The organism is Shouchella lonarensis, assembly GCF_900096965.1.
Lineage (GTDB): Bacteria > Bacillota > Bacilli > Bacillales > Bacillaceae_D > Shouchella > Shouchella lonarensis.
The window spans coordinates 155,580-175,837 of sequence record NZ_FMYM01000001.1 but is presented as its reverse complement, the minus strand read 5'-3'; the positions used below and the strand labels follow the sequence as shown (position 1 = coordinate 175,837).

At 41.3% G+C, this 20,258-nt stretch carries 18 protein-coding genes; 1 reads left to right on the top strand and 17 read right to left on the bottom strand.

Translation table 11 applies throughout. The features are described 5' to 3' along the window. Positions 1–42: 42 nt before the first annotated feature. The 16 genes from BLT29_RS00855 to BLT29_RS00780 all read right to left on the bottom strand — a co-directional run bounded on the left by BLT29_RS00855 (position 43) and on the right by BLT29_RS00780 (position 18,052). Complete coding sequence (locus tag BLT29_RS00855) at positions 43–387, bottom strand: YcnL family membrane protein (RefSeq protein ID WP_090774417.1); 345 nt, start codon at positions 385–387, stop codon at positions 43–45. A gap of 59 nt (positions 388–446) precedes the next feature. Beyond that, on the bottom strand, positions 447–926 hold the full coding sequence (locus tag BLT29_RS00850; protein WP_090774416.1) for a hypothetical protein: 480 nt from the start codon (positions 924–926) through the stop codon (positions 447–449). Between the two features lie 18 nt (positions 927–944). Beyond that, positions 945–2,612 (bottom strand): DUF2750 domain-containing protein, encoded by a 1,668-nt coding sequence (locus BLT29_RS00845; RefSeq protein WP_090774415.1) that lies wholly within the window; start codon positions 2,610–2,612, stop codon positions 945–947. A 50-nt stretch (positions 2,613–2,662) separates the two neighbouring features. Then, positions 2,663–3,472, bottom strand: coding sequence for a hypothetical protein (locus tag BLT29_RS00840; RefSeq protein ID WP_090774414.1), 810 nt, complete (start codon positions 3,470–3,472; stop codon positions 2,663–2,665). 45 nt (positions 3,473–3,517) lie between these two features. Then, positions 3,518–4,195 (bottom strand): hypothetical protein, encoded by a 678-nt coding sequence (locus tag BLT29_RS00835; RefSeq protein WP_090774413.1) that lies wholly within the window; start codon positions 4,193–4,195, stop codon positions 3,518–3,520. Positions 4,196–4,222: 27 nt separating this feature from the next. Continuing rightward, on the bottom strand, positions 4,223–5,068 hold the full coding sequence (locus BLT29_RS00830; RefSeq protein WP_090774412.1) for a leucine-rich repeat domain-containing protein: 846 nt from the start codon (positions 5,066–5,068) through the stop codon (positions 4,223–4,225). Between the two features lie 14 nt (positions 5,069–5,082). Next, positions 5,083–5,544, bottom strand: coding sequence for an SMI1/KNR4 family protein (locus BLT29_RS00825; protein ID WP_090774411.1), 462 nt, complete (start codon positions 5,542–5,544; stop codon positions 5,083–5,085). 18 nt (positions 5,545–5,562) lie between these two features. Continuing rightward, a complete protein-coding gene (locus tag BLT29_RS00820; protein ID WP_090774410.1) occupies positions 5,563–6,132 on the bottom strand; it encodes an SMI1/KNR4 family protein in 570 nt (189 codons plus the stop codon). Between the two features lie 100 nt (positions 6,133–6,232). Then, entirely contained in the window at positions 6,233–6,841 is a 609-nt protein-coding gene (locus BLT29_RS00815) for a hypothetical protein (protein WP_090774409.1), read from the bottom strand. Positions 6,842–6,859: 18 nt separating this feature from the next. After that, positions 6,860–7,504 carry a hypothetical protein gene (locus BLT29_RS00810; protein WP_090774408.1) on the bottom strand — a complete coding sequence of 215 codons (645 nt, stop codon included), beginning with the start codon at positions 7,502–7,504 and terminating at the stop codon, positions 6,860–6,862. A 71-nt stretch (positions 7,505–7,575) separates the two neighbouring features. Beyond that, on the bottom strand, positions 7,576–8,058 hold the full coding sequence (locus BLT29_RS00805; RefSeq protein WP_090774407.1) for a WapI family immunity protein: 483 nt from the start codon (positions 8,056–8,058) through the stop codon (positions 7,576–7,578). Between the two features lie 28 nt (positions 8,059–8,086). Continuing rightward, on the bottom strand, positions 8,087–8,653 hold the full coding sequence (locus BLT29_RS00800) for a DUF4240 domain-containing protein (RefSeq protein ID WP_090774406.1): 567 nt from the start codon (positions 8,651–8,653) through the stop codon (positions 8,087–8,089). Positions 8,654–8,676: 23 nt separating this feature from the next. Further along, entirely contained in the window at positions 8,677–9,561 is an 885-nt protein-coding gene (locus tag BLT29_RS00795; RefSeq protein WP_141769823.1) for a YxiH-YxzG fusion protein, read from the bottom strand. Further along, positions 9,503–10,192, bottom strand: a complete 690-nt coding sequence (locus BLT29_RS00790) for a DUF7003 family protein (protein WP_090774404.1) — start codon at positions 10,190–10,192, stop codon at positions 9,503–9,505. The genes BLT29_RS00795 and BLT29_RS00790 overlap by 59 nt, the downstream gene beginning before the upstream one ends. A 24-nt stretch (positions 10,193–10,216) precedes the next feature. Then, positions 10,217–10,909, bottom strand: coding sequence for a DUF7003 family protein (locus BLT29_RS00785; RefSeq protein ID WP_090774403.1), 693 nt, complete (start codon positions 10,907–10,909; stop codon positions 10,217–10,219). A gap of 147 nt (positions 10,910–11,056) precedes the next feature. Next, entirely contained in the window at positions 11,057–18,052 is a 6,996-nt protein-coding gene (locus BLT29_RS00780; RefSeq protein ID WP_245700961.1) for a DNRLRE domain-containing protein, read from the bottom strand. Between the two features lie 371 nt (positions 18,053–18,423). Between BLT29_RS00780 and BLT29_RS00775 the strand changes: the two genes are divergently transcribed. After that, complete coding sequence (locus BLT29_RS00775) at positions 18,424–18,708, top strand: hypothetical protein (RefSeq protein WP_090774402.1); 285 nt, start codon at positions 18,424–18,426, stop codon at positions 18,706–18,708. A 165-nt stretch (positions 18,709–18,873) separates the two neighbouring features. On the opposite strand, the gene BLT29_RS00770 is transcribed toward BLT29_RS00775, so the two are convergent. Continuing rightward, positions 18,874–19,974, bottom strand: coding sequence for a DUF2325 domain-containing protein (locus BLT29_RS00770; RefSeq protein ID WP_090774401.1), 1,101 nt, complete (start codon positions 19,972–19,974; stop codon positions 18,874–18,876). Positions 19,975–20,258 lie beyond the last annotated feature (284 nt).

The following is a 20,258-nucleotide window of genomic DNA, read 5'->3' as shown; positions in this document are numbered from 1 at the left end:
TGTCAGCTGTAAGGATGATGGCATCGGTTAAAACGGTTTTTCTCACCCTAATTTTTTACGGACAAAAAACCTTCCGCGTTTGTACAAACAAGTTATGAACATATTGATACCAAAATAATAGAGTGGAAACAAGAACACAAAAACAATCGCTACAGTTGGAACTTTTTCTATTACAGGCACAGACGGTGCCAACCAACCGCGAATGGCTTCACTTAGCACAATCAAAGCAGCGGTGAACAAAAGTATAGGCCCGAGCAAAATAGCAGTCACACGTAGCTCATAAATACGCACTTTACAATTTCGACATTTAAATGAGAATGGTATTTTAGCATCTAATAAATCGTCGGTTGTAAAAACTCGTTGACAGTTTGGACAGTGTTGCTTCATAAATATTCCTTCTTTCATAGGTAGTTTGATCTATAAAAATAATGCACTTTCAAGTTCTATTAATTAAACTTTGCCTGCCTCCCACCCAATAATTCATCTTTTTCTTGCTTTGAAAGATGCCTAAAAAATACTTTGTGAACCTGCAGCATCCTTTCCTTCCTTAATCCCTTATTGAGCTTCTCTAGCCACGTCGTAGCCATCGGCGTATGCTCAGGATGCGCATTTACTTTAATCAAAAAGGAATCGTATTCTTCAAGCACCGCTCGTGTAATATGTTGATGGTCCATTTCCCTGCTATCGAAATCTTTTCTTGCCAGTTCCAAAGCCGTAATCGGTTTTTCCAAACATTTCACAACCCCAAATTCTGCTGGAAGTCTTTTTTCAGTTAACGTAACAAAATAATGATGGTCTCTAGATAATCGAAACAGTCCCTTCTTTGTATCAGTCTTACTCGCTACATACAACCAATCACCTCTAGATGCGTAGCAATTAAAATCTTCATCTTTAAAACCAACTAACATCTTTTGATAGCTTTTCATAGGCCATCTTCTCTTTTATCACGCATACTTACTCATCTCTTTCTCTATATCAATCAATAATTGAACCGGCTTCACACCTAAATAAGACGCCCGTGTTGGAAAAACTGCGATATGAATGTCTTTACGTAAAAGGTAGATTAAGAAGAACTGTCTCCACTCCTCAAAGTTGACACATTCAACCTCATATCCTTCCCAACTATCCACAGCACAATATTGCGCATACTCCCGCGTAGGCCAAAAAGGCACATATTCCTTTTCATCCATAGATAGCATTGCGTATTCGCCATCTTTCTTTAGCGCATATACTCCCTCATAATCACAAACCATTTTTACAAACGCTTCATAACGCTTTTTCTTCGGGGCACGGTACAGTTCAAAGAAATGATCTTCATCTATCGTTTCTATCCCTTCACTATAATCTATCTTCATGGATTTTTTTTGTTCCACAGTGCACGTCTCTTCATTCACGTATACTTTTTTATATTCATCAACCGTCTCAGGCTCATCAATATTTTCCATCTCAATCTCATATTGTTCATACAATAAGTCTGATTTTAACTCTTTTGGATCCATTAAAATAGAATGTTGCTCGTCAATATAAAGACTTATCTCTAGTTTATCTTGAACCAACTCATCTAACATTTCTCCCAACAGCTGATCAATGTGGATGCTTTCAGGACGGCATTCTTCCCACACGCCATCCCGTGCCTTCTCCGCCTTCTTGCAGGTCCCCCAGAAGACAAGGCTATATTCGGCATCTTGTCCCCGTAGCGTGACCCATCCATCTTGGCCACCTAATGTCCAAACTTCTTCATTTCTTGCCACTTCCTCAATGAATTCCTCGTAAGCTCTTGACATATCCATACATTCATCTCCTTGTAAAAACTCAGCTAATGTTCCCTTATATTCTCTTTCGCTATCTTTTCCAATTTCATAGTAATAACACGGAAAATCTTTAGCTGCTATATTTGCGATCACCCAGCCGTTATCCAATTGCTCTATAAACACCCAATGATACATGGCATCTTCTTTCAGTTGAGCAAATGCCTCTTTATTTATTGCTTTTCCAACAAACGCTTTTTGTGCTTCCGAAAGCAAATTGCGTAGCCGCTCCGAATCAATGCGTTCATCTCCTTTAAGACGATGAAAGGCATCAGACCGAGCCTCCATTGTGATCTCTGTATCAACTTCTTCGATCAAGACAAAAAAGTTCCCGTTAGAAATTGGGCTAAAATCCAGTTCCCCATCCGCCACCTTTACTTGTGATAACAGTAGATCTATCTCTTGAATATCTTTGTTACTGATCACTAACCGTAATGGGCGCTCATATGGTGCCCAATTGATGAGATCCAAGAGATGGGACATTTCCACCGCACATACCCCATAAAAGTAAACACCTTCATTCACTTGCAACACATGTTCTTTCCCTTTCAATCCGAGATCCCATCCATATTCATATTCTAGATTTTTCCATAACTTTTTATATAATTGAACACGGGACGGGCTTTGAAAATAATCTATGCAGAGCATATAAACATTACAGTCATCATTTCCTATCAACTCCCGTAAAAAAAGATCGGCCTTCTCAATATATTGACGATAACATGTATCACTAAACACCCTTGTTCCGTGTAATTCAACATCATATCTGTCACGATGATGCGTTAATGTAGACCATACGTACATTGCAGTTACTCCCTTACAAATAGCATTGGCGCTATCACCGAAAAATTTTTTTACCAAAAGACAAAAAATCCCGTACCATCATAATCAAACATCAAAAACGCATCAGCCGTTTCAATGTCAATGTTCACTTTCTCAGTTGCAATATCATAAAACGGGACATGCTTCGTTCGCGGGTTCATGACAAGGAACACAAAGTCATTCATCTCGGCTACTGAATAAATAAATGCTAGCAGCGCCTCTTGTTGTATCATAGATTCTTTGTCTATGATCGTTTGCACATAAGACAAGTTCTTCTTGATTGGATAAAATTCGAGCTGGTTATCGCTTGTCGACTCCAAAAACCATTCGTACAAATCATGATCAAGTGTTATCCCAACGCCAATCTCTACCGCATCACTTACCGATAGCGCTTGACGAAGCTGAGACACTGATTCTATGTCGACGTAACTTAACTTATGATACTTAACCATTCTCAGTAAGTCTCTTCCAGGCACATTGTTCAAAGACGCTCTCGGCTTATAATGATCACTTCTCCAAAACATTGAGAGCTCTCCTACTTTTGGCTGCTCACGCAACTTTCTTACTTGACCCCGCCAAGCCAATAACCATTCTTTGGGCATCTTCAACCAACCAGGTTTTAATGTATCATCGTCCACGGTGTTATCTATGAACATGGCCCATTGGTGTACAACATCTTCTAAAACGTCCCTCTCTTGCTCCGATATATGATCATTAATGGAAATTCGGTCTGGTCCAACAAACAACACTTCTTCACAGGCATCTGCAAGCTCTTCATGAGTCAGCTTTTCAGCCAACGCGTCTTCAAGCAATTGCTCTATTTGATTTAAAAAGCTACTCACCGTTGAGTTTCCTCCCCAGAAGATTTTTCCTCAATATTTCTCAATCTAAATGCTTTGGGATTCAACCTTCATTACACTGCACGTGATGCACAAAGAAAAATAAAGAATGAACTCGCCAAAAAACAGATCAACCTCGCGCTCTTCCATCTCTTCTATACCATTTTCTCCCGTCACTAAAGCAACGAACTTCATTTCCTTTTTACACTCACAACAACGATTATTTAATGCTTCTTGAGCCAACACTGGCTTTCCTAGAACGCGCCCAATATATGTTGTTCCTAATTCACTAAAAATGTTGTCATTTTTTTCTTCAGAGGTCGGGTATTCTTCTTTCTTCAACCCTACCAAGGATACAGGTATACAAGGTAACGGCGTAGTCATTCGATATTCTTCTTCCATTTGTTCTTTGTCTTGTTGACATTGACGAATGATTATCGCTCTCCTATTTTTGAAATCAATCTTAAAAAATTGGTCTGCCCAGCACATGGAGCAATTCAAACATGAAAATAGTGCGATCTCGTTTCCACCTACTTCTCTTAAATCAGTTAAACGATTATCACCTAAATCTAACGTGATTATTTGGTGCATACACGTGCGACAAATCGGACATTCCGGAAGATCCCAACTATCCCCACCGAAATAATGTTTCTCCTCACCTTCTCCAAACACTATTTTATATCCAGGCGGCTTGCGAAACGAACTTCCATATACGACATTTTTCAAATGTTTTTTCTCTCCATTCTGTGAACACTATAAAAGTTTTTTCTTTATAGCCCTTTTTACATTTCCGTTCTCTTGTTTAAACTGGGCCTCGGTATGTGAATAATGCTTCTTCTGGTCAAAAGCAACTTCATCTATCCCCAAACACGGTGTCAAATCACCGTCCTCAATGACCGTATTTAAAAACACTAAACGAGATAACTTGCGAAGGTTTCTCACAAATTGCATTGACTGCACCCTACCACAGTTACACAAAATGAGGTTTTCTAAATGAGGGAAGTGAGCGACATAATTGTGATCAGTGATGTTTTTACAGCCTTCTATTCTTATATAAGATAGTTTTTGACTCATATTTCCGCTCGACGATAACGATGTTAAGCCTCTTAAATTGATCAGCTCTAACCGTTCTAGATGGTCTGCACTTTGTAGTCCAGAAAGTGATTCAATACGACTTTCAGTAATCGTTATCTCTTTCAATTGACTTAAACTAGATAGCATCTCTAAATCACGTGATTTGGGATGATATTTATACAATGCTAAAGAAGTTAAATTCTTCATCCTCTCCAAGCCACTAATCTTATTAGACCAAGTAATTGAAAGGCTCTCTAGGATTAACCGGTCTAACGCTAGAGGAATTTTGACCATTCCATCAATCGTAAGGTGCTTTAAGGAGGGCAGCTCGTACAACGGGGTGTAATCGGTGATTTTATCCGATGAGACGAAAACTTCTTTTACACTGGGACATTCGGCTAAAAAACGGATAGAATCTCCTCCATAAAAAGCCTCACAAATGTTTACACTTCTAACTTGCTTCTCGTTAATCTCGGAGATACAGCGATCGATATCATTATAAAACCGAAATGAATGTTTGTTCACCTTGCACATCCTCATTAAAAAAATAAATTATTTACGTTTCCCTCTAAATTCTCTAATTGGGTCTCAAAAAAGTCAGCAATCTTCCCCCACTCTTCACTTAAGAGATCATTCTCATGATCCCATAAGTAAATCACCTCCGAGGGTAAATGAATAAAATACATATCCCCATACGATTCCATTGCAAACAAAAATAAGTCTTTTTGGAAAGTGGTTTCAGCCAGCTCTGTCAGTTCAAGCGGCTCAAGTAACAGTTTGAATCGTTTATCTGGATGGTTCTCACGATACAGTCCTGCTAATTCCAGTCCATCCATATCTCCCCCGTTAAATCGTTGCAAATAAACCCTTAAATCATCCGGAAACTCTGTACCATACTTCTGCTCAAAGAAACAAATCACACTTTCCTCTACGCCTTTATTCATCGTGCACTCTTTACAAAGTGACAATAGATCTAACTGCTCTTTTAATTCAATGTTCATTGTCCCTAGCTCCCTATACTAGAATTCAATAAAACTTCTTGTTCGATAATGTTCTACTCCGACTTCAAAAACGCGTTCTAACAACGACAACAAACTCTCAAATTCTCTTACTTTCTTCTTAACTCTCCCATTAATAAATTCAATCACTCGCTCATCCCGATCCAGTGCGAAAATTGTTCCATTAACGTATGATTCTGCAAAAAAGAAATGCGTTTGAAAGAGCTCTTTTTTCACATTATCAAGTGAAAGCTTGTACAATAGATCATCAACTAAATCACTTGGTGCAGTCGATGATTCTTCATAAGAGAGACCTTTCATTCTTATCCCTAGACCGCCGATTAAAATCATATCAAAAAGATAAGCTCCATTTGCTAATGAAAGCAAAGATCTGTAGGAAGACGGCAATGGTCCTTGGATATTTATTGTGCGCTTTTCGAGATCATCAATCTCATTTCTGCTCAAACCTTTCATCGTATGTGTATGCCAACCCAGATCCTCATCCTTTTCTCCCCAAAGAACCGTCCCGTTTCTTAGTACTCTCCTGTCACCTTGATAAATCTGAGGTAATTTCTCTAAAATGTTACTCATGTCTCTCGTCCTCGTTTTATTATAGAAATGTCGAAGTGGCCCCTCAGTCATTCCCACCGGCCCGCTTGTAGCAACAATGCTTCGGCGTTGTAAATGCCAACTAGTCTTTCACCTCAAACAATGCCCACGCAAACCAATCGACTTCTTCTTGTCCAAAATCTTCATTATTTAACATATCCGCACCTTTTTTGGCATGGACGAATTCCTTTATCAACCCCACCTCATTCGTCTCAAAAGGGACTCGATTGCGTATATCTCCCTCTAAATGATTTGTCCGAAACGAAAAGAACGTGGCACACTCGTAGCCCATAATATCGTAACCTAGTAAAGAATGATGGGGTCCAATGAGACGCTTCTCCGAAAGTAATCCTGAGATCCCTTGTTCTGACACATCCTGAGGATCTAACTGATGATTTAAAATCAGTTCTGCATCTTCCAATTGAATACCAAGTTTTACAATAACAACATTCTCTTTTTCTTTTAAGAATGTTTTTTTGAATGACTTTGCATCGCGAGAGCTAGAAAATGTTGAGTGATAGTACACCTCTCTCCCCACTAGCCAATTCAAATAGGGTGTGGAACCGAAGAAATCAGGATGAAGGACTGAAATCTCTTTATCAATAGAAACGAAAGATGGCTTCAGGTCTTCTGACATCCATTCTCTCGGTGGTGTTTTTTCTACAAGGTATGTCCCTGCGTCCATGAACATTTGATCACTTTCCTCAAATCATTTTCCTAGTTTGTTATTATCTCTTTTAACATAACCGTAGTTCTCGTACAATTCTTTTTTAAACGCTTTAGGTATCTCTTGGTCATAAAATGCGACTGAAGCACGGTCTAACACATCTTCATTCAAGACACTCCACGACGCCATTTCTCTCATATGACCAAAGATATTAGATATATTTTCTGCTGATAACACACTTAACTCTGTATCTCGCTCTGTATAAATCATCCATTTTAAACTCGGGGAAGTTATGACTACCCTAGAAGCTAGAGTCATAATACTATTAAAATCATTTTCAGAAGGCCCTTCTGCAAGTAAATCTAAAAACTCTTCGCTTGTAAGTTTTAACGAAGCCTTAGCCCAGTAAATATAACCATATTCTTTATAAAAGCTTTTTAACAGTCTATAACACTCCAATGATGCTACGAGAATATACTCATCATGGTGGCAGGCAGCTAGTTTCTGCAACATTGGCCAACTCTCATCAGACCACCACAACCAATCAAACTCCTCGAATAGATACATCTCACATGGATCTTTAAAAACTTGTTCGGGGAATTCTTTTCTTAGATGGATTTTTTGCTTAATCAGCTCTCGCCACCGTTTAAGCTCGACCAAATCTTGTATAAACATATCTTTAGACATCATAACCACCTTCATTTTAAATAAGAGAAAGATTTAGCCTGGCTAGTCCAATTAAGTGTAACTCATCCAAATCATGGTAACCAAGGCGGCGTTTTATCTACTTGATCGAATTCATACTCCAATTCTCCGACAAAACGTTCTAGTGCTGACCGGTCACATGTGATTTCATATACCGTTTTGTTGAACGCCCCATACTCATCATCTTCATCTTCCTCTTCTTTTCCATCATCATACTCTTCGTCATCATCGTATTCTTCTACAACATGTGTTACCTGAATTTTAAACACATTTGCTGCTGTAGACACATGCAAGACCAGAAAAGGTTCTATTGTTTCTAGTGTAAAATAATCGCGTGTTCCTTCAAGAATATCCTTCATATTATTTATAATACATTGATAGTCCGACGCCATCAGGCTAGCAGAATGATCATTCAACTTCGATCTTCCACTCACTGCTAGACAAATAGTGGAGAAAATAAACGGATTCTCCTCATCTTCTGAATATCTTCTTGGACTTACCGTCCATGCAGTCATTTCATCACGAATACTCGCCATTAAATCCCTCCTAACATCTTATTCGGCTTTACTCCTCATCCAAATCTAATGGCAGTGGATCTTCACCAAACCGCTTCCAAAGACGCGGGAATCGTTCTGGTAAATCTTCTTCTTCCCAATCAAGTTCAATCCTGTGTGATTCTACAAGCCCCAATTTTTGAAGCGCATCGTCCATTGCTGCCCACACATCATCATCCCAATCTATATCACCCGTTCTCATCACCGTAAGCGTGTCTAAACCAACAGTCAATAATTCTTCATTTTGCGGATATCCTTCTTCATCTAAATTCTCTTCGGAAATATACTCAGCCAAGTACTCATGATTTTGTAGCACCTTGTTGAATACTTCTTCCCCTTGTGCAATTAGCCAGCCACGAAAATAATCAAACGTATCATCTGAACAGCCGTCCATCAATACATAGGCTGCTCCCCACAAAGAGGACATATAGCTTTTTTGCATGAGCGATCGCACCATGTATTCAAATCCAACTGCAGCATCTTCCCCTTTGGAAGATAATACTTCTAACAACCACTCTTCTGGTTCTTCTTGTTGTCTAGATTGATTGATTAATTGCCAAAACGTCTGTTTGTCCATTTGTTTATCCTCCATCACTACAATTATTGTAGTTCATACTGATAAATCCCTGTATCCGTATGCGCGTAAATCGCTTTTTCGGTCAACTTTAATGCATGAATGTGTAATTCTTTGCCACTTATATCGCAACATTTTACCTGTTTCATCCCCTCATTAACATGGTGAGAAACGAAGTAAAGCGCATGTTCATCTGTCGCTAACCAGAATCCTTCTCTCGAAATAGAGAGTTGCCCATACCCAAAGTCAAACTGACTGTTTTCATTTAATACCCATACCCGCTTGATACTTGTCTCATCAAATGCTGCAATAACCAAATCAGGGTAATAAGCTACATACATCAGCCCATCTTTTCTTGCTATGGCATAACACTCACAAATATTAGGAGCACACATGTCTGAAAGGTCCTCATCAATCCCAGAAAATACGAGCTCCCCGTCTAACGAATAGCAATAGACACTGTCGCATTCACAACCTTCATCACCAAAGATAGATTCTTCCCCCATTCCTATCCACAGTAAATCACGCTCATCCAAGTACCAACAAATGATGTCTAATGGCAGAGGCAACGTGATCGAACGAATCATCTTACCTGTGCTCGTATGAATGCTCAAACACCATCCGTCTTCCCCGCGATAAACCATTGCATACTTATTTTCTTTACATTGCTGAAACAAAGCAATCTCATCATAAGTGATTTGGATAGGAATTTCAGTCTGGGTCCAGCCACTTTGGTTATCGTAAATGGAGAATAAAATACCTTTAGCATGATTTACACCAACATATATCCGTCCTTGCACGTCAACGTGGAAAAAACATTCTTTTGTTACTGGAGGGTGTACTTTAGTCATCTCAATATTCAACTGAATCAAATTCCTCCCAATGAGACCAATGTGTGTTGCTTTCTTCATCATTTTTTATCACAGAAGAATCTTTTTCTACAATTGCCTGGGCGATGCTCTGGAAAAAAGGAGATTCACTCGGAAATTCTCCATCAGGATGTCGCCATTCTTCTGTTTCATATAGTAGTCGATAATCATGATCGATTTCCGCATACTCAAATTGTTTCTCGGAAGAAAGCCATATCTTCTTTTGAAACAACGGCGTTTCAGCCAGTAAACGCAAAAAAGCAATCCACTCATGATCACTACTCCATTTTATTCCAGAGTTTTGGAAGTCCTTCTTAGTAAAATGGACTTGATATGGATTGTCATAAAATAACATCTTCACTGGCTTTAAAGAAAAGCCACTCTCAAGCTCGATATCATCGATTACTTCTCCTTCCTCATCTAAAAACTCTATTGGTTCTTCTGCAAACATCACACAAAAATCCGGAAGAAGATTTCCCATGTACGTTACTGATACTACTAGACCCACTTTAGACAAACCAAACTCTTGAATCGTTATCAACCATCCATCATTGTCATCGATAAAAACAGAAAGCTTAGCTTTCACGTAATCAAAATTTGCATTATCAAAGACTGGGAATGCATAGTCTTCACGTAGTTCATCCAAAATATCAAGAATATGGGTGTGATTCATTGTTGCCTCACTCCTAGCGTATTTTTACTCATCATCTCCATAGTCATAATCCATCCACTCTTTCCATTCATTGTTCGGGGTATCGAAGTTAATGAGCTTCGGATCATTTCTTTCTAAACTCTCAGCAATCGACTGAAAACAGCTTATTTCACTAGGGGAAGTCAGATAATCTGGAAACTGAAATGCCTCAGATTCCACCGCAAAAGCTTCTATACTCTGCTTGTCATATTTAAATCCTTCTAACAGTTCCTGCTGGTTCAACCACAATTTTTCTCTAAAAGAATCATATGAAAACAAATCTCTAAGAAATTCCTTCCACGCTGTTTCTTTAATTGTGGCATCCCCCTGATACATTTGCTCCTTAGTTAAAGGATACGCTTGAGAATATACTTGAAGAAGATCGATTTTCTTTACATCTGATGCATCACTTGCTTCATAATCGATCTCCTCCCCATCACTTGTTTTAAAGTAAAAAGGATCAAACACATCTACCTTATACTGACGCTTCAGCTGATTACTATAGAAATGACTCTCTATAAAAGCACTATCCTCACACCTCTGAAAAAATTGCAGGTTAATCATCCAATCACTTTCGTTTAATCTAAAAATCGATATCTTACTCCCGATGTAGTCCAACTCTCTATCCTCAAAATAAGGACGCTTTACATTGTCAAAATGTCCATCCAAAATCTCCAAAACGCTTTCTTTTGTCACCATGCTATTCACCCTTTATCTTTGAAATATTATAGATAGAATTCTCAACGACATATAATGACCATAGAGAATTATTTCAGAATAGGGAGTATCGAGCAAATCATGCTATGAGATAACATGATTTGCTCTCCCTTTGAACCCAAACGTGGATTATCTTCGCTTCCTTTTTTTCTGCTTACTTTTTTTCACCCTTGCCGATACATATCCACCCTGTTTTCTAGAACATGCCTTACAGTGTGGATATAACCGCTGCTTTTGTCCTTTTTTCAAGAACCTGTTCACAGGTTGATGGTCTGGAACCCAATTTTTATATCCAGGTTTCTTCGTACCACAGTGATGGCAACCATATTTATTACCAATCTTGTTCATGACCCTTCTCTCTTTTTTTGTGAAAGAACGACCTTTACTCCGCGCCGGGATAGAACGTTTTGCGTATTTTCCAGGTTTGAAATATTTTTTTCCTGCACTAAACGCCCTCTTCGCACCCTTAAACAACTTCCCTGGTCCGAAGTTTGACGCTGCAGCTAACGCTGCACCCTTCCATCCTTTACCGGACTTATACGCTTTATACGCATCATAAGCCGCAAATCCAGCGTTGACTGCGAGCCACACCCAATGCCCGTCCGGATCAACCAACATGACAGGGTTGTTATTCGCATAGCTGTAACCATTTTGCGTCAAGATATCATCATCATCGCCTGCATCTGGATCAAGCGACAGGAAGACACCGTGTGTTGGCTCGTAGTAACGCGCCATCAAGTAGTACATACCCGTTTCGCGGTCGTACTGGTAACCAGCGTAGCGGTAGGAGTTGTCTTTCACTTCATCCGCTTCTTCGACTTTGAGCGGATTGCCCCATGCATCGTACTCGTATGTCGCGAGGCGTTTACCGGCTTTGTTTGTGATGCCAATCACATCACCATGAGCGTTGTAATGATAGAAGTAACGCTCATTGCCTTTTTTCATTGAAACGAGTTGCCCGCTCTCAGAGTACGTGTATGATTTTGTGACGTTGCCGTCTTTGTTTGTTTCATACAAGACTGTGAGACCATCACCATCGTAATGATAGTTTGTGATGTTGCCACCAACGTCTTTTTGAATTCGGCGTCCGGCTTCATCGTAACGGTATTTCACGAATGGGGTTGATTCACCTTTTTTCGTGATCGCCGTAATTTGGTCAGATGCATCCCATGTGTACGTGTATTGACCATCGGTGAGGCGGTTACCGCTTTTGTCGTACGTTAATGCTTCATCACCGAAGTTTGTGAGTTGGTTATACACATTATACGTCAATTGCTTCTCGGTTGTCTTGCCATCTGTCGTCGTTTTAATCGACACACGGTTCCCGAAGCCGTCATACGCATATTCGTGTTTTGTGCCATCTTTCAGTGTTTCACTCATTAATTGATCGAGCGTACCGTACGTGTACGTGATCGTATTGCCGTCTCCGTCTTTAATTTCCGTCCGGTTTCCGCTCTCGTCGTATTTCATGAATTCTTCATGTAACGGTTCCCCAGTGCTTGTTCCTAGTGACAGTGATGTGACAAGACCACGTGGGTCGTAAAAGAATGTCGCGCCAGTACCGTTACCGGATACGAACGTTTTGACGTTGCCTTTCTCGTCGTAGTCAAAGCGATACGTCGCGTCCCCGTCGGTCATCGACGTGTTTTGTTCTTTCTTGTTGTACGTGTATTTGTTTTCTTGCTTAAATGAACCGTGTTCGAACAAGAAGCTGTTCAGTTTATCGGATGTTTCCGAGTAGGTCCACGTTTGTTTGCCGCCACGATCTGTGATGTTTGTGATGCGGTCTTTTTTATCAAACGTCCGTGTTTTCGTTTCTTTTGCTTGTACATCTTCAACGGTTAGTTCATTCCCGTTTTTGTCGTACGTGTAACGATAGGCGAGAGAGCCGTTAAAGCTTTTTGTCGCCATCCGATCAGTACCGTCGTACGTCATTTCGGTCGTGCTGCCGTTTGGTGCGATTGTTTTCGTTTCATTGCTATTGGCATCATATTGATGGGTCAAGACGCCGTTTAACGGATCGACTGTTTTTAACAACTTACCAGCAACATCGTATTCATACGTGAACGTTTGTGCCGTGCCAGACTGTGGAACAATCGACTTTGACAACATGTTGCCGTTTTTGTCATACGTGTAGTCGAGTTTTGTGCCGTTGTCTAGCAATAGTTGTTCCAGTTGGTTTGTCAAATCGTACGTTTGTTTCTTCACTTGACCGCGTGGGTCAATTGACTCTAGTTCATTTCCATACTGGTCGAACCGGCTAGTCGTTGTATATCCTAGTTCGTCTTCGACTTTTGTGACGTAGTTCCCTTGTTCGTCGTACGTATTTTTTGTGACGACGGACCCTTCCAGAAGGCGGAGATCATCAAACGAAGCGGTGCCGCTGCCTTCAAAGAAGAATGTGACATCAATTTTCATGACGGGCTTGTTTTTCGCGATTTTTACCGCCGCGCGGTTCCAGTCTTGCGTGCCTTCTGGGAACATGACTGGTTCAATGTCAGCCGTTGTTCCGTCGGCGTAGTGGGCTTTCGCTTTTAAGCCATACTTTGTCGATTTGACGTTATCCGCTTTAGATAAGCCAGTAAGCGTCATGTCAAATGGTTTGGCATCTTTTGCTTGGTTCAAGACAACCGTTTGTGTATATTCACCTTTTTTATCAATTTTGACAGACTTGTTGTCGTCAAAACCTTCATTGCCCACTGTCCCACCAGTACCATTCCAGTTTTTCAATCCGTGAAGGAAACTTGAATTGGCGATTGGGTTAAAGCTTGATGACACTTCGGCCCGTTCTAGTTGAACGCGGTCAAACCAAGCCGTTCCTTTCGCATTTGCGCCGTTTTTGATCGCTTCTACTTCAAGGTAAACACGAAGTTTTGCGGTGTTTGCTGGGGTTGTGAATGTGAGTTGTCGCTCAGCCCAGTCATTTTTGCCAACAAGTTGGCTATAGCGGTTATCAATCCAGCGCAGGCGTTTGCCGTCTTTGTCGAGTGCTTCGACATTTAAGAAAGCGCGTGCTTCTTTTAAGTCTGTCTTAATGAGCGAGCTAAACGTGTACGACACATTTGGATGGGCATCAACGACTTGCGTTGCCGCATGGTAGGCGTGTGCCTCGACATTTGTATTGATCGTTAATTTCGCGGATTGCGTCCCAGAGAAACCTCCCGCAGAATGTTTGTCGACCTCAAACGTCGCACCGTGCCATTCTCCACCTTGTGGTGTCCAGCTTGTTTTCCCGTCATTGAACTGGCCGTTGACAAGAATATTCGCAGCTGTACCAAGCTCGTGGCTTTCCTCGGTTAAGTTGCCGTTTTTGGCATATTTAGAGGCGGAGGCCGTTTTCCCGCTTTGGTCTGTTTCTGATACAGCGTCAAGCCCGTCATAAGCGATAGTCACTTTATCGCCTTCTGTATCGACCATTTCTGTAACATCGTGGTTCTCGTTGTATTTGTACGTTTCTGTCCCGTAATGATCGACCGCTTTTGTGACGTTGCCGTCTTTGTCGTATTCATACGACTCTGTCGCTTTACCCGTACCAACATCGTTTGGATCGGTTGCTTGGACGAGATTATTGCCTTCGTATTTCTCCGTGCTCGTAATTTTTAAGCCGTCAACATCTTCAATCGTTTGAATCGGGTTTCCGGCCGCATTATACGTGTACGAAAGTTTACGTCCGTTTGGTTGCGTGAAAAGAAGCGTCCGTTTGCTTGTATCGTATGCGAGCTTAAATGATTCATTGCGCGGGTTGATCGCTTCCACGAGGCGCCCGTTTTCATATACGTAACGATTGATGACTGGCTTGTCTTCCGTATGTGTCGGCTCCGTTACTGATGTCATCTTGCCATCTTCATCATAACCGTAGCGTGTCACTGCGCCATCAAAATCGGTGCTGCTTACTAAACGACCGTCTTCATATGCGTACGTAAGCTTACGGCCTTCCGGTGCGCCAATCTCTTTCACCGTGCCATCTCCGTTGTAACTCAACGTGAGCTTTCGTCCAGACGCGTCGGTGATCGTTGTGAGACGGTTGTCTTGATACGTGTAGGTTGTAGCATTGTTATGACCGTCGACGAGCTTTTCGAGTTTTCCAGTTTTCTTTGAGAAGTGGGCTGTCGTTTGGTCTTTTGTTTTCAGTTGCAGCGTCCCATCTTTGTCTTCAAGCGTTAAATACACACCAGTTGGTGGTTTATAAGTGCCGTCAGCTTGTTTCGTGAAGATGTGGAGCGTGCTGTCATCATCAACGAATAGTGCTTGGTTGCCGGATAATTTCAATGTCATCTCGGCATCACTATGCCAGCCGTAGCCAAACATCCCTGAGGTTGCTGCTAAACTGTTGTATGTCCGAGAAAGTCCCAGTCCTGGACCGCGTCCACTAATTTCCACATCATCTTCACTGACCATCATGTTTCCAGTTGCTGCATTGACTGTGCCATATGGTACGGTCAAGATCGTCCAGTAGTCTTCTTCACCGAAAAATTCGGTTGGCGTGCCGATAGATGGTTTAAATTCAGGTGATTGAATCGTTTCCCCATCGCGATCATAAGCACTCATTTTAATAAAGTAGTTTTTCGCATTGGCGTTCGCGCCCGCGTTTTTATAGACCGGTGACGGATCAACCGCAAGTTCGGCGCCTTTACCGTTTGTATATAGTGCCGATTTACCCGCTTTAATATCGGCTTCCGTTGGCCAAATGCCTTTTCCTTGCGTTGTCCATTGGGTCACATCACCGACATCAAAGGCCGTGAATGTTTTTCCATTTGAAAGCCAGACTTTATAGCCTTCCGCACCATCGACTTCTTCCCAGTCAAGCATGATGTAGCCAGTGTTCTCTACTTTCATGTTTGTATAGGCGACCCCATTTGGTGCTTTTGGTCGATCTAAGTCAGGAATATACGTGAGCGCTTGTGCTGACCGATACGCTTCTCCTTGTTTGTTGTAAGCAATGACCTTGATGTTATAGTCGTGCGCATCTGGGTAGTTCCCACCAGAATTTTTATACACTGATGACGGGCTAAGTGGCAACTCTGCCCCTTTATTATCACTTAAATGGAGCTTGTAACGCCCTTGTCTAATCTCTGCTGGCGTGGGCCAAATCTTCTTCCCTTTCGTGCTGTAAGAGGTAACATTGCCGATATCGATCTGTTCATTGTCTTTACCGTTGTACATGACAAGCTTATATCCAGTCGCCCCTGGAACAGCAGACCAACTAATGTCAATATATCCTGTGCCATCGCCATTACTATAGCTTTTCGTTGTCGGCTTGTCTACCTTTTTTAAGTTCGGAATCGTTGGTTCTATCGCCGCAGACTTCGCACTTTCGCCTTCAGGATAAATCGCACTGACGCGGAAACGATAGTTTTTCTTATTCTCGGATCCGCCTTTTGCATTTTTATATACTGGCGACGGGTCACGCGCAAGTTGGCTTCCTTTTCCGTTTGTATAAAGCGTATATTTGCCCGCTTTAATATCCGCGGCGGTTGGCCAAATGCCTTTATTGTAAGTAGACCAAGAATCTACATTTCCAACAGTAAAGGCTTGTTCGTCTTTTCCGTTGAAGATCCATACTTTGTAACCCGTAGCACCGGCAACCTTTTTCCAATTCAAGGTAACATGACCTTCATCGCCATCGACATACGCACGCGCTGTCGGTTTATCAGGCGCCGATAATGTATACGTCACACTCAAATGTGGCTTTTTCGTCGCATTTGTTGTCGACAATACTTTTTTCCAATACTCTTTGCCATTTCCATTTGTATGAAGCTTAAATCCATAGTTTGGCTTTGACCCAGACGCCCACGCTTTGACGGTGCTCGTCACATCAAATTGCGCTGGTTTGTCACGTCCAACATTAACGCGGTCAATATTGCTAGAACCCGGTTTGTTGTTCCAATTGAGCTTGCCTGGCTCCCAGCTGCTGTTGACCACATCAAGCCACAGTCCATTTGGATTGTTTCCGTAGTAATGGTGGATGACATGGAGATTTAATGTCGCTTTAGAGATATTCATATGTTTCTTTAGCGCGCTACTATTCGGACGCAGAAACCCGAAAGTTGTCCCTGTCGTTTTATCATAGTTCCCGACTTTTAATACATGTGACTTTGTAGCAGAATCCCATTTACTACTTGCAGTGCTGTAATTTGTTGTCGGGTAAGCACTCATGACAAACGCATCGGCACTCATATTCACCGATGTCGTCGGATCAATATAAACTGGGTACACCCGCTCTTCGTCAGTAAGCCATTCACGATCTGCGTTGACTGTAAGCTGATAGCCTCCGTCACGTTCCTCTAATTCATATGTGACCGCCTCGGAAGTAACAGATTCACCTTTACCATCATCATAATTGGAATCGCTCATATACGGCTTCGGTAAGTCAAACATTTTTTCGCTTGATGCGTCGACAAACGTAATCGCGCCATCTCCTTCAAGTACCGCTTCTAAATCCGTGTCAATATTGTAGACGAATTGGTGATAACCTGTGTATTCTTCTAAAATTAAATCTTCTTTCGTATGTTGATTAAATGTAATATGACGTAAATCAATTTGCGGGAACACACCTGCATGGATGATCTCATTTTCATCATATGTAGCAGTCGCATCCGTCACTTCCAGTACTTCACCGTCCTCATCAACGGCATGTAACAATGACATGGATAATGTATGTTTACCCTTTTGAAAGTCGACATACCGTCCTTGTTCCATGACAGGTTTAAACGTTGTGAGTAAGTCCGTGTTCTCGGTGACGATTGCTTCCTCACCGTCACTGACAAGATCACTAGAAATGTCTTCCCACGCTTCTGTCTCTTCATCGAACAGATGAATCGGTTCAAAGTATACGTTTTCAGTAATCGTCCCATCTTCATTCAAAAATTGTTTCGTTGTTTCTGTTCGTTCTTTGATCAGCTCATTGTCTTCTCCGAGTTCATATTCCTCACTGTCTGAGAAAAATCCCTCATCATCTTCCTCGAAGTCATCGTCTGTTTGTTCGACAGTTCCATCATCTTGTGATGCTGTCGTCTCAACAACCGTTTGATTTTGTTGCTCAGCAATTGCTTGTAGCGGCATGCCACTCATCACAATCATGAACACAAGCAACAAGACGACTGATTTTTTTATCACACGTCCCATTCTCTCTCCTCTTTCTGTTTTTTCTGTCTACTCAATAAGGATGTCGAATTACTCATTAAATTTTGCATTTTATACTCGATTGTAGCAACAATTTGCAAAAAATGATTGCGTAATATTAAATATCATTGTTGTTTTCTCGAAAACGCATCCATCCTTTCAGTCTTAAAAATGCATTCACCTCCCTGAAAAAAGGTTATCACATTCACATGATATCCGTCTATGTGTTTCGACAATTTTATTTCATTTTACTCTGTTTCACACAATTAAACACTACTTTTATACTAATTTCTGCAGTCTATATGAAACCTTTCTGACCTTAACCACGTAACATAACAAAGATATATTTTAATTCTAGAAAAGAGGAATATTACATGGTAAGTCGTACATTAAAGACACTATGTGGAAGTTTTGAGGCAATCCTTGCAATCCCTATTCTCGGTGGAAGCATCGTTATTTTCTCTGGTTACTCTGCGCTTCCGTTTATGCTTATTTTACACATCGTTGGTTTAATCTTCGCAGCGATTCACTATCGGCAAAAGGCAGGACACATTTGTGGCATTGTTACGGCATTGCTCGGGTGGATTCCGTTCCTTGGCTGGCTGTTACATGTCATTACAGCCATCGTCCTCGTATTCGAAGCGGCAACAGACCGCTAAAAAACGGAGTCCTAGGACTCCGTTTTTCTATGCAAAAGTCTATCCCAACGCTTGTGTAGAAATTGCATACATCCGACCACTTCTTCAGTCATACTGCCTCACTAACATTTATCCATCACATACAAAAACCCCACAATAAAACTGTTCATATAAAACGCTGGTCACTTACGAATTTGCATCAATGCTTGCGAGCCCTTGATGTACTTCACGTAAAAATCCGTCTTTACCGTATCCGCTAAATGTAATAAAAGGAACTTCTTCTTGCTTCGCGGCCTTTACTGTATCGATACTCGCTCTGTGGGAAATATGAGCAATGCCAATCACAATTAAGTCTTTCTTGCGCACTTTTTTTGCCATTTCTTGTACGCCTAATTTGCCGTTTGTAAATTCAAGTGAACCACCAAGTCGTTCCACTTCTAAACGTAAATCTGCATATTTAGGTTCTAATCCAACAAGTAAAATGGCCTTTCCATCCAATGTTTGTTCAACTTCTTGTCCATATTCAGCGCTTGTCCGGCTGCTCTTTTTATCGTTTTCTGCATATAATTTCATTTTCATCGATTGACTCGCTTCAACACTATCCATTTGGTGAACCCAACGGACTTTCACATTTGTCGGATTATTTTTGTACCAAGATATGTCAACCGCATCGCCTTCTTTGATGGACATATCCTGTACATCTTCGGCAGGTATGCGCAATGTCGCGGGTGTCCCGTCAACACGATACATTTCCCCTAGCGCATTCTCTTCCACAACAAACTCTTTCAAGTCTTCGCGATAGCGAACAATCCCAAATGTAAACTCTACCACATCAGACTCCGCGGCTAGGTCTCTTTTTTCAACAAGCTCAAAGTGGTATCTTGGCATACCTACCGACGTTGATCCATCCATTTTTAATGCTCTAATCAGGTCACCGTGTTCAGCACCGGTCGCACGAATAATATGTTCTGGCATGTACACAACACCCCCGAGCATTCCTCCGCGCAATTTACGTGACAATGGTAACACGGCGCCATCATCGCTTGCATATTGTTGTTGTTCAGATGGCAATGCTACACTTTCGCCACGCCTCTCTGGTTGCGTTGGTGTCGTATCTCGTTCTGGTATACATACCGTCTCTTCAATAATAGCTGAGCATAAACATTTTACTAGGTTTCCATATCCCTCTAAAAACTTTTGTAACTGTTCCCCACTGTAATCATCAATATTATTTGCCATCCGCTTAATATCTTCTCTTATCTCTGATAAAACCCGTTCTTTGTCCATTGCTTCTCCTCCCTATGAAAGTGCTTTCAATTAGTACAGCTTGTCCCACAGCAGACAGGAAAGTACACGAAAGCCCTCAGCTATCGAAAACGCACTCGAAATGACTGAGGCTCATTCATGTATACAGCAACTGCCCATCTTAACAGTCACTCATGTCAGTTGCTTCATTACAACCCCATCCATACTACGACTAATGAGATGATACGTTTACTATACGATAACAGTCTAGCATTGTCAACCGTTTTCACGAAAAAAGCCGATTATTCCTACGACAAAACTCGACT